Genomic DNA, 12,591 nt, shown 5'->3' with positions numbered 1-12,591 from the left:
GCGCTCCCCCTGCCACGTGGCGGTGCGGTGCGGCTAGGGCCTGTCGTCGGCCGCGCGAATGCCTGGCAAAGTGTCAAAGCAGGTGCGCCGTGCCTGATCCAGAAATGCCTGCACGTAGGGCGTTTCCATGTCTTCGTCTCGTACCGCTGCATGCAGAGTACGCCAGACCCCTGAGCCCAGATGGCAGATCGTGAGCCCGGGCAAGTCTCGATATTCCGCCAAGGCCCAGCTGGGCAACGCCGTGACGCCACGGCCGCTGGCGACCAGCTGCACGATCATGGGGGTGAGTTCTGCCGTGCGAACGGCGGCGGGCTCCACGCCCGCCGGGTCCAGAAACACGGTGAAGATGTCGAGCCGGCTTCTCTCCACCGGGTAGGTGATGAGAATCTGTTCGGCCAGGTCCTCAGGTTGGATTCGACTTGCATGGCCCAGCGGCCCGTTGCTGCAGACGGCCAGCACTAATTCATAGGCGAAAAGCGCGCGGTACTGCACGCCTGCGATGGGTTCCGGGTCCGAGGTGATGACCACGTCCAGATCGCCTCGTGCCAGGGCGGGGAGTGGAGCAAATGAGAACGCGGCCGTCAGATCCAGCGTGACCTCGGGCCAGTCACGACGAAAGGCATCCAGTGTCGGCATCAACCACTGGAAGCAGGAGTGGCAATCGATGGCCACATGCAGCCTGCCGGCGCGTCCGGCAGCGAGTCGGCGCAACTCGTGCTCAGTGGCGCGGATGCGCGGCAATACGTCTTCGGCCAGTGCCACCAACCGCAGCCCTGCCGTCGTCAGGCGCGCAGGGCGAGTGCGCCGGTTGAGCAGCGGTGTTTGCAACCGGACTTCGAGATCACGTAACTGGTGCGAGAGTGCCGACTGGGTCAAGTGGAGCCGTTCGGCGGCTTCCTGCAAACTGCCGCCGTCGCGGATGGCCAATAGGGTTTCAAGGTGACGAACTTCTATCATGAATTTTTTTCAATTAAAGAGTGCGGGATTTGATTTTTTATTTGGATGTTCCTAGTGCAGAATATTGTTCATTGAAAGATTCTAATGTAAAAGTTCATCTTCATGACGACAATTCATAATTTGGGTTTCCCTCGTATTGGAACCGCGCGCGAGCTCAAGCGTGCTCAGGAATCGTATTGGGCCGGAAAAATCAGCCAATCCGAGCTGCTGGAGACGGGGCGTGAGTTGCGGGCCCGCCATTGGCAGATTCAGGCTCGGGCGGGGTTGCAGTGCGTCCCGGTGGGCGACTTTGCCTGGTACGACCACATCCTGGAATGGACCACGCTGCTGGGCGCAGTGCCTGCGCGCTTTGGTCAGGCCGAAGACTCTCCCGTCACGCTTGATACGCTGTTTCGCATGGCGCGGGGTCGTGCTCCATCGGGAACCCCGGCTGCGGCGTGCGAGATGACCAAATGGTTCGATACCAACTACCACTACATCGTGCCCGAGCTGCATCCACAGCAGACCTTCCGCATTGCTCGCGATTCCTTGTTCACGCAAGTGACCGAGGCACAAGCGCAGGGTTTCAAGGCGCGCCCGGTCATTCCTGGACCACTGACCTGGCTGTGGCTGGGCAAGGGAGATGCCTACGACGCCGGTGCTGTCGATGCCCGCAAGCTGGATCTTCTTTCCCGTCTGTTGCCTGTCTATGAGCAGGTCCTGCAGCGCCTGGCGCAGCAGGGGGTCGAATGGGTGCAAGTGGATGAGCCGATTCTGACGCTGGAGTTGCCTCAATCCTGGCGTGAGGCCCTGGCAACAGTGTATTCGCGCTTGAGTCAGCAGGGGCTGAAGCTTCTGCTCACCACCTATTTCGAGGGCGTGAGCCTGAATCTGGACGTGATTCGCACCTTGCCGGTGCAGGGCTTGCATGTGGATCTGGTGCGTGATCCGCAACAGCTGACGGCAGTGTTGGCGGCTCTGCAGCCGCAGCAAATCCTGTCATTGGGCGTGATCAATGGGCGCAACGTCTGGCGGGCAGACCTGGATCATGTCCATGCGCAGATTCGAGAGGCGGCGGCTGTGCTGCAGGATCGACTTTGGCTGGCCCCTTCGTGCTCGTTGCTGCACTCTCCGATGGATCTGGCGCTGGAAACCGGCCTGGATGCAGAGCTGCGCAGCTGGCTGTCCTTTGCGGTGCAGAAGCTCGACGAGCTGCGGCTCCTGCGGGTGCTGGTCGACGGGAACGCCACCGAGAGCGACCAGGCCGCCCTGAAGGCGGCCCGGGCGGCTGTCGCCGATCGTGCCACGTCGAACCGCATCCATCGCGCCGACGTGGCCCGCCGCATGCAACAGGCAGCCTCGATCGAGCGCGAGCGCACGCCTTTTGCGCAGCGCATCGCAAGCCAGCAGAAGCGCCTGGCGTTGCCCGCTTACCCGACGACTACCATAGGCTCGTTCCCTCAAACCCCTGAAATACGGGCTTTGCGTCACGACTGGCGGGCGGGCTCGCTGACGGATGCCGCCTACGAGAAGGCGATCCGCGCCGAAATCGAACGCGTGGTCCGGTTCCAGGAAGAAGTCGGGTTGGACGTGCTGGTGCACGGCGAACCTGAGCGCAATGACATGGTTGAATACTTTGGTGAGCTGCTGGCGGGTTTTGCCTTTACCAGTTTTGGCTGGGTGCAAAGCTATGGCTCGCGGTGTGTGAAACCGCCGCTCATCTTCGGTGATGTGGCACGCCTGGCTCCCATGACCGTGGCCTGGTCCGCCTATGCCCAGTCGTTGACCGACAAGCCTGTCAAGGGGATGCTCACCGGGCCCGTGACGATCTTGCAATGGTCCTTCGTGCGCGACGACCAGCCGCGCGCACAGACCTGCCGCCAGATCGCGCTCGCCTTGCGTGACGAAGTGCTGGATCTGGAAAAAGCGGGCATTCGCGTCATCCAGATCGACGAACCGGCCTTCCGTGAAGGCCTGCCATTGCGTCATGACCGCTGGACAACCTATCTGGACTGGGCTGTGGACAGTTTCAAGCTGACGACGAGCGGGGTGCAGGACGACACGCAGATTCACACGCATATGTGTTATTCGGAGTTCAACGACATCATTGAAGCGATCGCCGCCATGGATGCCGATGTCATCACCATCGAGACGTCGCGTTCGAACATGGAGCTGTTGGGAGCCTTCGAGGCGTTTGCCTACCCCAATGACATCGGACCGGGGGTGTATGACATTCACTCGCCCAATGTGCCCAAAGAGCGCTGGATGGTGGATCTCATGCACCGCGCCGCACAGCGTTTACCCGCTGAGCGCCTTTGGGTGAATCCGGATTGCGGGCTCAAGACCCGAGGCTGGCCGGAGACCCGCGAGGCCCTGGCGGCGATGGTGCACGCTGCCCACAGCCTGCGCGAAGCGGCCTGAGAAGAGCTCGCCCCGGCTCGCGAGGGCTGGGGCAGGGACTCCTGGAGCCTGCGATAGGCGTGTGCGCATACACGTTATAATCGAAAGATTGAGTCCAATTCGCTTTTCGAACCTACATGCCTTTGTCTGCCCCTGCGTGCAGCCGCCAGCCCCTTCATACGCGAACCATTCGCGTGCATTCTTATGTGCGTGAGGATGGGCTTTTTGACATCGAAGCAGAACTGGTCGACGTCAAGGCTTACGACTTCGTCTTCCAGGGTGGGGAACTGCATCAGGCCGGTGAACCGGTGCACGACATGCACCTGCGCGTCACCATCGACGACAAATTTACCATTCGCGATGCCGAAGTCGTGTACGACGCTGCGCCCTACGGCGAATTCTGCAGCGCGATTGCGCCCGATTACAAGGCATTGGTGGGCTTGAACCTGCTGCGCCAGTTTCGGCACGAGGTGCGCGAACGCTTCGGGCGGACCGCCGGGTGCACCCACGTCACCGAACTCACCAATGTGCTCCCTACCGTGGCCGTCCAGACCATGGCAGGCCGCAGGCACGAAGAACCGGGCAAGCGACCTTTTCAACTCGATGGCTGTCATGCCTTGCGGGTCGATGGGCCGGTTGTGCAAAAGTATTATCCGTCGTGGCATGTTCCGCCTGGGACAGACCACGAAGGTGGCTAGGTTCTTGACCCTGGCCGTAACCCTGCGTCGAAGCGGCGCGCTGAGGGCTTCTCTTTTACTTCACTGACAGGTAACTCATGAAAATTCACGAATATCAAGGCAAGGAATTGCTGAAGAAGTTTGGCGTGACTGTCCCGCGCGGCTTTCCCGCGTTCTCGGTCGAAGAGGCCGTTGAGGCAGCCAAGAAACTGGGTGGTCCTGTCTGGGTGGTCAAGGCCCAAATTCACGCAGGTGGCCGGGGCAAGGGCGGCGGCGTGAAACTTGCGCGCTCCATCGACGAAGTGCGTACTCTGGCCTCCGAAATCCTGGGCATGCAACTGGTCACGCACCAGACTGGCCCCGAAGGACAGAAGGTCAAGCGCCTGCTCATCGAAGAAGGCGCCGACATCAAGAAAGAATATTACGTGGGTATCGTGATGGACCGCGCCTCGCAGCGTGTGTGTGTCATGGCCTCCAGCGAAGGTGGCATGGAAATCGAAGAAGTCGCCGCCAAGACGCCCGAGAAAATCCTCAAGGTCTTTGTCGATCCCCTGACCGGCCTGACCGAATCCGATGCAGCCGGCCTGGCTCGCGGTATCGGCGTGCCAGAAGCCTCGGTAGGGCGCGCAGCCGCCGAATTCCAGAAGCTCTACAAGGTGTATTGGGAAACCGACGCTTCGCTGGCTGAAATCAATCCGCTCATCCTGGAAGGCAATGGCGGCATCAAGGCCTTGGACGCAAAGTTCAATTTCGATGCCAACGCGCTCTTTCGTCACCCCGAAATCATGGCGTACCGCGATCTGGACGAAGAAGATCCTGCCGAGGTCCAGGCCAGCGAATTCGGTCTTGCGTACATTCAGCTGGATGGCAACATTGCCTGCCTGGTCAATGGCGCAGGCCTGGCCATGGCGACGATGGATACCATCAAGCTCTACGGTGGCTCTCCGGCCAACTTCCTGGACGTGGGCGGTGGTGCCACGGCCGAGAAGGTCACTGAAGCCTTCAAGATCATGCTGAAGAACAAGGGTGTGAAAGCCATTCTGGTGAACATCTTCGGCGGCATCATGCGTTGCGACGTCATTGCCGAAGGCGTGATCGCTGCCTGCAAGGCGGTCAACCTGAGCGTGCCTTTGGTCGTGCGCATGAAGGGGACCAACGAAGAACAGGGCAAGAAGATGCTGGCGGCCTCAGGCCTGCCCATCATCAGTGCGAACACCATGGCCGAGGCCGCGACGGCTGCCGTTGCCGCTGCAAAATAAGCATCGAGGGAAAGCAAACATGTCGATTCTGATCAATAAGGACACCAAGGTCATTACCCAAGGGATTACGGGCAAGACCGGTCAGTACCACACCCACGCCTGCCGTGAATACGCCAACGGCCGCGCGGCGTTCGTCGCCGGTGTGCATCCTAAAAAGGCCGGGCAGGATTTCGAAGGCGTGCCCATCTACGCTTCCGTCAAAGATGCCAAACAAGCCACCGGTGCCACCGTGTCGGTCATCTACGTACCGCCCGCGGGGGCTGCGGGTGCCATCTGGGAGGCCGTCGAGGCCGATCTGGACCTGGTCATTTGCATCACTGAAGGCATCCCGGTTCGCGACATGCTCGAAGTGCGCAACCGCATGCGCGATCAAAATCGCAAGACGCTGCTGCTGGGACCCAACTGCCCCGGGCTCATTACGCCGGACGAAATCAAGATCGGCATCATGCCGGGTCACATTCACCGCAAGGGCCGTATCGGCATCGTCAGCCGCTCTGGCACCCTGACCTACGAAGCCGTGGGGCAGGTGACGGAACTCGGGCTGGGGCAGTCCAGCGCCGTTGGCATCGGTGGCGACCCCATCAATGGCCTCAAGCACATTGACGTGCTCAAGATGTTCAATGACGATCCCGACACCGACGCAGTGATCATGATCGGCGAAATCGGCGGCCCGGATGAAGTCAATGCGGCGCAATGGGCCAAAGACAACATGAAGAAGCCTGTGGTGGGCTTTATCGCGGGCGTGACCGCACCTGCTGGCAAACGCATGGGTCACGCGGGTGCGCTGATCTCGGGCGGTGCCGACACGGCCGAGGCCAAGCTGGCGGCCATGGAAGCCTGCGGTATCCGCACGACACGCAACCCGTCTGAAATGGGCAAGTTGCTCAAAAGCGTGTTGTAATCGGAGAGGCATCCTGTAAGGGATGCCAAGCGGGCCTTCGCCAGGCCTGCTCCGACGCCGGGGCCCGCCTTGCGGGCCCTTTCGTTTTTTTACGGGTTTCCATGAAACGTCCCACTTTGCTTCAAGGCCTCATTTTCCTGGCTGCCATTGGCCTGGTGTTGCGACTGGTTCTTTCGCTGATTACCGCATGACCACATCTCATCCTTCAAAGCTCGTCATCGCCACTCGCGCCAGCCGATTGGCCTTGTGGCAGGCGCGTCATGTCCAAGAGTGCTTACGGGCGCTTTATCCTGATTGCCGGGTGGATCTTCTCGAGATGACGACGCGTGGCGATCAGATCCTGGACCGCACCCTGTCCAAGGTGGGCGGCAAGGGTTTGTTCGTCAAGGAGCTCGAAGTCGCTCTGCTCGACGGGCGGGCCGACCTTGCCGTGCATTCCCTCAAGGACGTGCCCATGCAGTTGGGTGATCCTTTCGTCTTGGCGGCCGTCATGGCGCGAGCCGACCCTAGCGACGCGCTGGTTTCCAACACTGTGAGTGAACTGCACGAATTACCCGAGGGCGCCGTAGTGGGAACCTCCAGCCTGCGGCGCGAGGCCCAGTTGCGGGCCCATTTTCCGAAGCTGGCCGTCAAGCCGCTCAGGGGTAATCTGGACACAAGGCTCACCAAGCTGGACCGAGGGGATTACTCGGCCATCGTCCTTGCGGCAGCGGGTCTGCAGCGCCTGGGCCTGGGCGCTCGCATCCGCGCCGTGATTCCGTTCGATCTCAGCCTTCCGGCTGCGGGGCAGGGCGCATTGGGTATCGAGACACTGTCCTCCCGTGCCGATGTGCGTGCCTGGCTGGCACCTCTGGCAAGCGCTGAATCGACCGCTTGCACCAGGGCCGAGCGGGCCGTATCCCGGCGACTCGGGGGGTCTTGTCAGGTGCCGTTGGCGGCTCATGCGGTGTTGCGCGACGGTGAGCTGTTTTTGCGGGCCTTGGTGGCCGAGGTCGATGGAACGCGCGTTGTCAAGGCTCAAAGAACCGGTCCCGTGGACGACGCCGAGCGCCTGGGCGATTTGGTGGCTCAGGACCTTCTGGATCAGGGGGCGCAGGAAATTCTGGCGCATCTGGCGCCCCCTGTGTAGTCAGAGTGTCATCCATTGCCCTTTTGACGCGTCCGCGTGGACGTAACGACTCCTTGGCCAGTCGCCTGATTGAAGCAGGGCTGAGTGTGTACGAGGCGCCCGCGTTGAGTATTCACGTGCTGCCCACGCCCAGGCCCTTGCCAGAGCCGGGGAATTTGTATCTGTTCGTCAGCCGCCAGGCCGTCGACGCATATTTCTCAGTCGCAAGGGCTGACTGGCCTTGCGAGGCTTGGGCTGCCGCCGTGGGGGGCGCCACGAGAGACGCCTTGCGGGCTCACGTGCCAGACGCACAAATCCTGGCACCGTCGATGCATGCGGCAAGCGACTCTGAAGCGCTGTTGTCTGTCATCCAGGCTCAAGAGCTTGCGCCGGCACAAGCCCATATCCTGAGGGCGCAGCGCGGACGCGACTGGATGGCCGAGCAGTTGCGTTTGCGCGGCTGGCACGTGACGTGTCACGCCCTGTACGAACGCACCGCTGTCGTGATGGATTTTTCTGCGTGCAGGGTGCTGGCGCAGGATCCACAATGCATTTTGCTGGTGACCAGCCTCGAAGCACTGGATGCCATCGATGCCAGCCTGCGCCATCATGGCTTGCGCTGGCCGGACGCTCTGCGGGCCGTGACGCTGCACGCGCGTATGGAGCGGCAGCTACAATGCCAGTACGCGGACAAGCCTGCAGGTGCGTTACAGGTCAAGCTGAGTGCTGCAGATGACGTTTCGCTGTTTCACGCTATATTGAACGCTTCCCGTCTGTCTCACTAGAAGGACTCCAAAGACGCCATGACCGACACTGCGCACAGCCCGTCTGATTCTTCTGCCGAGTCCACCCCTGTTTCATCGGGCTCCCGCAAGACTTCTTCAGCTTCCAGACGTGGCACCGTGACGATGATCGTGGGGCTGATCGTGTTGGCGCTGATACTCGCGGGTGCGCTCTATTATCAGCAGCAACAGTACCGGGTTTTGCGCGCGGATCTGATCCGTCAGCACGGTGATAGCGTGCGGCTGGTGCAGGAATCCCAGTCTCAGGCGTCCCAGGCACTGGCGCTGGCCAAGCAGCAGGCGTCTCAGATCGATGACCTGCAGCGTACGCTCGAGACCACAGGCAATCAGGTGCAGGACCTCGAGCAGGCGCTGCAAATGATGACCGACAGCGGTTCCGATCTGATGCTGCTCAACGACATTGACCGCCTCGTGACGATTGCCCAGCAACAACTCGGGCTGGGCGGCAATGTAGCCAATGCCATCGTTTCCCTGGAAGCCGCACAGGCACAGCTTGCGCGCGCCAATCGCCCCAGTTTGGCCGCGTTGCAGCAGACGCTCAACGGCGATCTCGATCGACTGCGCGCGGTAGCTACCATCAATGTGCCCGCGCTGTCCGGTCGGCTGGAACAGCTCTCTGGTCTCGTCGCTACGGCTCCCCTGCTGGTGCCCGACGCGGCTGCACAACCGGTACCCAATCCTGCCCCGGCTGAAAGTCCGGTGGCTGGTACGAATCAGTCGTCCAATGTCTCTGCCAAGGGCTGGCGGGCCGCCGCTGCCGATGCCTGGGCGTGGACCTCGGATGGTGCCTCGGCGATCGCTCACGACTTGCGGGGTCTGTTCGACATTCGGCGCGTGGGCGACACGGCAGCCTTGCTTATGTCGCCTGACCAGGCCTTGCGTTTTCGCGAAGGACTCAAGCAGCGCATCGTGACGGCACAGCTCGCGCTCATGATGCATCAGCCCAAGATTTGGCAAGCCGAGCTGGATAAGGTGGCACAGGCCGTGGATCACCGCTATGACATGCACGCCGAGTCTTCGCGTCAGGCGCTGAAGATTGCCCGCGAACTTCACGATACGGCGATTGAAATTCAGTTGCCCACGGTAGACAACACCTTGCAGGCCATTTCAGCGGCTCGCGAGGCGGCTGAAGCCGATGACGCCTCTCCAGGTCAGGGTGGCGATGGTGGTGACTCGACCAGCGACCAGCCGGCGAGTCCGTCGCCTGCCGTCTCGCCTGCAACCTCATCGGCCGGCAAGGTCTGAAGGAGGCGGAGATGCGAGGCTGGATCTGGACTCTCGTACTTCTGGCGGCCGCGGTCGGCCTGGCACTGGTCCTGCACGACCATAGCGGAAACGTGCTGATCATTGCGCAACCTTGGCGCATCGAGCTTTCGCTGGCGTTGGCCGTGGTGTTGACTTGCGTGTGCTTTGTGGTGTTTTACGGCGTGGTCCGCAGCCTGTATTGGTTGAGCAGCAGTCCCACGCGTTTGCGGGCGTGGCGCGGACGCCGTGCCCAGCGGCGAGACACCGAGCTGCTCGAAAGCGGCTGGATCAATGTCCTGGAGGGTCGCTACGTTCAGGCCGAAAAAGACCTGTCCACGTTGTTGGCGCACACGCGGTCGGCGGATCGCAAGGTGCTGGCAGGCTTGAGCGCGGCACGGGCGCTGCATCTGCTGGGCGAATACTCGAGGCGCGACCAGGTTCTTCATCAGGCGCAGGACGGTGCAGGGAAGGATTCCCGGTTGCGTCAGGCGGTGGATACCGTCACAGCCGAAATGTTCCTGGATCAAGGCCGTGCGCAAGAGGCGCTGGCTTTGCTGGAGCCTTGGCAGGATGCGTCCTCACGCTTTTTGCATGGCACGCGGCTGCTGCTGCGCGCGCATCGGCAACTGAGCCATGTCGATCAGGTGTATGCGCTCACGCGCCTGCTGTTGCGACGCAGCGCGATCGACCGTACACAGGCGCACCAATTCATCTGTGAAGCTGCCGCACAGCGTTTGGCCACGGTGTCTGATGCAGGCTGGAAGGCGATCTGGAGCGATCTCACCCCGCAAGAGCGCGTGGATTCTCGCGTTGCATTGGCAGGTTCGGCTGCGCAGCAGCGTCTGGGGCATTCTCAAGAGGCTGCTCGCATCCTCGAGGTCGCTATCGGCAATGAACTCGACGAGCGCTTGCTGCGAGCATATTCGCGTTGTGATACCGAGCAGGCGGCTGATCGGCTGGCGCACGCAGAACTCTGGCTGAAGACGCATCCGGATCACCCAGGCCTGCTGGCTGCACTGGGGCAGTTGTGCCTGGCTGGCCAGTTATGGGGGCAGGGCGAGCATTACCTCAATCGCAGTCTGACCCTGCGCGACGACATGCATATCCATGCCCTGTTGGGGCATCTTGACGACGCCCTGGGTCGTCCGGAGCAGGCATTGGAGCATTGGCGGCGCGCCTGTGCTGCAGCGGATGTGGACATGCCCGAGGTCTCGCGCCTGTTGCCTGCGGCGGATACCCGCGCCGACCCGGCGTTCGTCACCGAAGCTGCCACACCCACCCGGGTGGCGGCTGCCCCTGAAGCGGCGAGTGGCGCCTATCTTGATGACGAGCTCGACGAACCCGTGTCGGTTGTGCAGGCGCCTTCTGAAGCGTCGGCAGAAGCTGCCAAGGTCGAGCCGTCACCCGACGAAGAATATTTTGATACGGCGCCCATCCCGGGCGTTGATATGTCACAGACCTCAGCTTCGAACGCACGCGGCGATGCGCCGCGCTAGCGCAGCCGGGTCACGTTGATTTCATTTGCTTTCTCAATATTTTCAAGGAATTTCATGAGCCTAGATCGCGTTCCGGCAGGCACCAAACTCCCGGAAGAATTCAATGTTGTCATCGAGATCCCCATGAATGCCGATCCCGTCAAATACGAGGTGGACAAGGCCAGTGGTGCCGTGTTCGTGGATCGCTTCATGATGACCGCCATGCACTACCCATGCAATTACGGCTACATCCCCGAGACTCTGTCTGAAGACGGTGATCCTGTTGACGTGCTGGTGCTTGCGCCGTTTCCGGTCGTGGTGGGCAGTGTGATTCGTTGTCGTGCCCTGGGTGTCATGAACATGGAAGACGAAGCAGGCAAGGACGCCAAGTTGCTCGCCCGTCCCGTCGACAAGCTCTATCCTCCGTACCGCACCCTGCAGTCCACCGACGATCTGCCGCCCGAAGACCTGGCCCGTATCCAGCACTTCTTCGAGCATTACAAAGATCTCGAAAAAGGCAAGTGGGTGAAGGTTCAAGGTTGGGCTGGCCTGGATGCCGCCAAGAAAGAAATCATGGATTCCGTTGCTCGTTACACCAAGAGATAACTCATCATGGATGAAACCGTCATTCCCCGCCCAGTAGCGCCCTCGCTGGTCGTGCAAGGCACGAGCGCACGATTTCCCGTGCGCCGCGTGTATTGCGTGGGTCGAAACTACGCAGATCATGCGCGCGAGATGGGTGCTACAGGCCGTGAGCGCCCGTTTTTCTTCGCCAAGCCCGCTGATGCCGTTCTGAACGTTGCGGACGGTACTGAGGGGCTGATGGCCTATCCGCCGGTCACGCAAAACCTGCATCACGAAGTCGAGTTGGTCGTGGCTTTGGGCTCGGGTGGCCATGATCTCAGTGCTGAACAGGCGGCCGCCTGCATCTGGGGTTTCGCGATCGGCCTGGACATGACTCGCCGCGATTTGCAGTCTGAAGCCAAGAAGGCGGGGCGTCCCTGGGAAACCGGCAAGGCGTTCGATCACAGCGCGCCAATAGGGCCGCTGCACCCCGTGCAACAAACGGGGCCGATGACGTCAGGCACCATTGAGTTGCTCGTCAACGGTCAACCGCGTCAGGCCGGGAATCTGTCGGACATGATCTGGTCCGTTTCCGAAGCCATTGCAGACCTGTCCACGTTCTTTACGCTGCAACCCGGCGATTTGCTCTTTACGGGGACTCCGGCAGGTGTGGGGCCGGTCGTGCGCGGCGACCATCTCGAAGCCAAGGTGCAAGGCCTGGGTACGCTCAAGGTTCGGATCGGCTAGTGTCTCCAGACCCCGGGCAGTCAAGGCTGCTCGGGATGTTTTACGCCACCTCGGCAAGTGCGAATGGTGGCCGTGACGAGCCTGCGGCACACTGAAATCCCTCGTTGGATTTCGGAGCTGCCGCCATGTCGTCTGTTTCTCTTCGATCGCCCAGTTCAGGCCTTGTTCGTACGCATGCCGTGGGCCGGTTTCCCGCGAAGGTCGCCGGGCGCCGCGCTGCGGAATCCCGGCAGCGGGGGCAGGCCATGGTCGAATATGTGATCGTGGTGGCGCTGGTGGCGGTTGCTGCCATCGCGGTCTATCAACTCTTTGGCCAGGTCATCCGGTCACAGACCGCCGCCATGGCGCGCGAGATTGCCGGCGAGGACGGCTCTGAGCAATCACGGGTCGCCCAGACTGCAGCAGAATCGGCAGCAGCCCAGGCCGCGGCAAAATCCCTGAAGTCGTTTACTGGCAATGCCTCTGCGGGGCAGTGA

Annotated in this window: 12 protein-coding genes; 11 read left to right on the top strand and 1 reads right to left on the bottom strand. The window is 61.5% G+C overall.

Annotated features, from left to right (window positions below):
* Positions 1 to 33 precede the first annotated feature (33 nt).
* Positions 34 to 957 (bottom strand): LysR family transcriptional regulator, encoded by a 924-nt coding sequence (locus VF285_RS14000; RefSeq protein ID WP_346953248.1) that lies wholly within the window; start codon positions 955 to 957, stop codon positions 34 to 36.
* A gap of 102 nt (positions 958 to 1,059) precedes the next feature.
* Between VF285_RS14000 and metE the strand changes: the two genes are divergently transcribed.
* The 11 genes from metE to VF285_RS13945 all read left to right on the top strand — a co-directional run bounded on the left by metE (position 1,060) and on the right by VF285_RS13945 (position 12,591).
* Entirely contained in the window at positions 1,060 to 3,357 is a 2,298-nt protein-coding gene (gene metE, locus VF285_RS13995) for a 5-methyltetrahydropteroyltriglutamate--homocysteine S-methyltransferase (RefSeq protein WP_346953247.1), read from the top strand.
* 116 nt (positions 3,358 to 3,473) lie between these two features.
* Positions 3,474 to 4,034, top strand: a complete 561-nt coding sequence (locus tag VF285_RS13990) for a DUF2889 domain-containing protein (protein ID WP_346953246.1) — start codon at positions 3,474 to 3,476, stop codon at positions 4,032 to 4,034.
* A 77-nt stretch (positions 4,035 to 4,111) separates the two neighbouring features.
* Entirely contained in the window at positions 4,112 to 5,272 is a 1,161-nt protein-coding gene (gene sucC / locus VF285_RS13985) for an ADP-forming succinate--CoA ligase subunit beta (protein ID WP_346953245.1), read from the top strand.
* Positions 5,273 to 5,291: 19 nt separating this feature from the next.
* Positions 5,292 to 6,173 (top strand): succinate--CoA ligase subunit alpha, encoded by an 882-nt coding sequence (gene sucD, locus VF285_RS13980; protein ID WP_346953244.1) that lies wholly within the window; start codon positions 5,292 to 5,294, stop codon positions 6,171 to 6,173.
* 187 nt (positions 6,174 to 6,360) lie between these two features.
* Positions 6,361 to 7,302 carry a hydroxymethylbilane synthase gene (hemC, locus tag VF285_RS13975; protein ID WP_346953243.1) on the top strand — a complete coding sequence of 314 codons (942 nt, stop codon included), beginning with the start codon at positions 6,361 to 6,363 and terminating at the stop codon, positions 7,300 to 7,302.
* A 5-nt stretch (positions 7,303 to 7,307) separates the two neighbouring features.
* A complete protein-coding gene (locus VF285_RS13970; protein ID WP_346953242.1) occupies positions 7,308 to 8,066 on the top strand; it encodes a uroporphyrinogen-III synthase in 759 nt (252 codons plus the stop codon).
* Positions 8,067 to 8,084: 18 nt separating this feature from the next.
* A complete protein-coding gene (locus VF285_RS13965) occupies positions 8,085 to 9,329 on the top strand; it encodes a uroporphyrinogen-III C-methyltransferase (RefSeq protein WP_346953241.1) in 1,245 nt (414 codons plus the stop codon).
* Positions 9,330 to 9,340: 11 nt separating this feature from the next.
* Complete coding sequence (locus VF285_RS13960; RefSeq protein WP_346953240.1) at positions 9,341 to 10,825, top strand: heme biosynthesis HemY N-terminal domain-containing protein; 1,485 nt, start codon at positions 9,341 to 9,343, stop codon at positions 10,823 to 10,825.
* A gap of 54 nt (positions 10,826 to 10,879) precedes the next feature.
* Entirely contained in the window at positions 10,880 to 11,410 is a 531-nt protein-coding gene (gene ppa / locus VF285_RS13955; RefSeq protein WP_346953239.1) for an inorganic diphosphatase, read from the top strand.
* Between the two features lie 6 nt (positions 11,411 to 11,416).
* Positions 11,417 to 12,115: a fumarylacetoacetate hydrolase family protein gene (locus VF285_RS13950; protein WP_346953238.1), complete on the top strand. Its 699-nt coding sequence runs from the start codon at positions 11,417 to 11,419 to the stop codon at positions 12,113 to 12,115.
* A gap of 245 nt (positions 12,116 to 12,360) precedes the next feature.
* Entirely contained in the window at positions 12,361 to 12,591 is a 231-nt protein-coding gene (locus tag VF285_RS13945; protein WP_346953312.1) for a hypothetical protein, read from the top strand.

Origin of the sequence: Castellaniella sp. (genome assembly GCF_036379515.1) — a bacterium.
Lineage (GTDB): Bacteria > Pseudomonadota > Gammaproteobacteria > Burkholderiales > Burkholderiaceae_B > Castellaniella.
The sequence above is the reverse complement of the archived record's forward strand: the minus strand, read 5'-3'. Positions and strand labels throughout refer to the sequence as shown.

Coding starts and splice junctions, on each gene's coding strand:
- VF285_RS14000 (WP_346953248.1), bottom strand. CDS start 957: ATGATAGAAGTTCGTCACCTTGAAACCCTATTGGCCATCCGCGACGGC.
- metE (WP_346953247.1), top strand. CDS start 1,060: ATGACGACAATTCATAATTTGGGTTTCCCTCGTATTGGAACCGCGCGC.
- VF285_RS13990 (WP_346953246.1), top strand. CDS start 3,474: ATGCCTTTGTCTGCCCCTGCGTGCAGCCGCCAGCCCCTTCATACGCGA.
- sucC (WP_346953245.1), top strand. CDS start 4,112: ATGAAAATTCACGAATATCAAGGCAAGGAATTGCTGAAGAAGTTTGGC.
- sucD (WP_346953244.1), top strand. CDS start 5,292: ATGTCGATTCTGATCAATAAGGACACCAAGGTCATTACCCAAGGGATT.
- hemC (WP_346953243.1), top strand. CDS start 6,361: ATGACCACATCTCATCCTTCAAAGCTCGTCATCGCCACTCGCGCCAGC.
- VF285_RS13965 (WP_346953241.1), top strand. CDS start 8,085: ATGACCGACACTGCGCACAGCCCGTCTGATTCTTCTGCCGAGTCCACC.
- VF285_RS13960 (WP_346953240.1), top strand. CDS start 9,341: ATGCGAGGCTGGATCTGGACTCTCGTACTTCTGGCGGCCGCGGTCGGC.
- ppa (WP_346953239.1), top strand. CDS start 10,880: ATGAGCCTAGATCGCGTTCCGGCAGGCACCAAACTCCCGGAAGAATTC.
- VF285_RS13950 (WP_346953238.1), top strand. CDS start 11,417: ATGGATGAAACCGTCATTCCCCGCCCAGTAGCGCCCTCGCTGGTCGTG.
- VF285_RS13945 (WP_346953312.1), top strand. CDS start 12,361: ATGGTCGAATATGTGATCGTGGTGGCGCTGGTGGCGGTTGCTGCCATC.